Source organism: Rhizobium cerradonense, from assembly GCF_030182455.1.
Classification (GTDB): Bacteria; Pseudomonadota; Alphaproteobacteria; order Rhizobiales; family Rhizobiaceae; genus Rhizobium.
Map to the genome: position 1 here is coordinate 1 of NZ_JAQJCK010000070.1, position 1053 is coordinate 1053.

The following is a 1053-nucleotide window of genomic DNA, read 5'->3' on the forward strand; positions in this document are numbered from 1 at the left end:
GTATGCGGCGTCCACGCCCCATCGATTTTTCAGTTGCAGTGATCTGAGGTTGATCTACGGCCCGTCAAATGAGCTCACCGAAGAGTACCTGACGAGCTCATTGTGAGGCCTTGATGCGGGCGGCGTAGGCCCAGGGCATGAGGGCATCGATGTCTTTTGCTAGGTGGCCGTTTGCGAGGCTGACGAAGAGATCGCACAGATAGGCGTAGGGTTCAACGCTGTTCATTTTACAAGTGCCGATCAGGCTGGCAAACCGGGCCCAGTTGCGGCCCCCTTCATCGAAGCCGGGTTCATAATGCCGGGTTTCTGGCATTCGAGTCCACGGTCACTTATCCCTTCCATCCACTGGTTGACCAAACCGTATTGGTAACCGGCAGCCATGAGCACGAAGGTGTTCATTATCTGCTGATTCGACAAGCCCATGGTGGCTCATTTCAAATCCCCGCATGGATGTTTGATCCTGCGGCAAGTTCGATCGAGATTGTAGCCGAGCCGCGCCTTTCGGCAGCCAAGCTTATTGAACTGCGCGCATTCATTGATTCTCACGTACCTTTTCGCTCGGTTCAAGAAGCCGAAGGGATAAGCCATGAGAAAGCAATTTCGCATGCAATTGGATCTGTTCGTGACAGCCCGGCCGGTAGACCTGAGCGACACCCAGCGCCGGGAAGCCTTAACACTCCTTCAATTACTGTTGACGGAAGCGGCGGCAAAGCTGGCCGGCAAGCGGTTCGCCGACGGCGGAAAGGAGGCGGGCAATGAGTAAGATTACCGCCGACCATCTTAGCCTTAGCGCCTTCGTCTACGTCCGGCAGTCGACAGCCTACCAGGTTGCCAATAACCTGGAAAGCCAACGACGGCAGTACGGCTTAGTCGAGCGTGCTCGACAGTTGGGTTGGGAGACCGTCGAGATCGTCGACGATGACCTTGGACGATCCGGAGGTGGCATCGCCCGCCCAGGATTCGAGAAGCTGTTGGCGGCGATATGTGAAGGTCGGGTGGGAGCAGTCGTATCGCTTGAGGCCTCACGTCTGGCGCGCAATGGCCGTGATTGGC

The 1053-nt window shown here is 56.8% G+C and carries 2 protein-coding genes and 2 pseudogenes; 3 read left to right on the forward strand and 1 reads right to left on the reverse strand.

The annotated features are described in order from the left end of the window. Positions 1-97: 97 nt before the first annotated feature. Positions 98-286, reverse strand: a pseudogene (locus tag PH547_RS33675) (transposase domain-containing protein); the annotation flags it as partial. A 77-nt stretch (positions 287-363) separates the two neighbouring features. Between PH547_RS33675 and PH547_RS33680 the strand changes: the two are divergent. From PH547_RS33680 to PH547_RS33690, 3 genes and pseudogenes are all read left to right on the forward strand, one after another. Further along, positions 364-480 (forward strand): annotated as a pseudogene (locus PH547_RS33680) (hypothetical protein); the annotation flags it as partial. A 106-nt stretch (positions 481-586) separates the two neighbouring features. Then, entirely contained in the window at positions 587-763 is a 177-nt protein-coding gene (locus PH547_RS33685) for a hypothetical protein (protein ID WP_240535395.1), read from the forward strand. Further along, positions 756-1053: recombinase family protein (locus PH547_RS33690; RefSeq protein ID WP_184806416.1), on the forward strand; the 298-nt coding region annotated here is incomplete at its 3' end. The genes PH547_RS33685 and PH547_RS33690, both read left to right, overlap by 8 nt.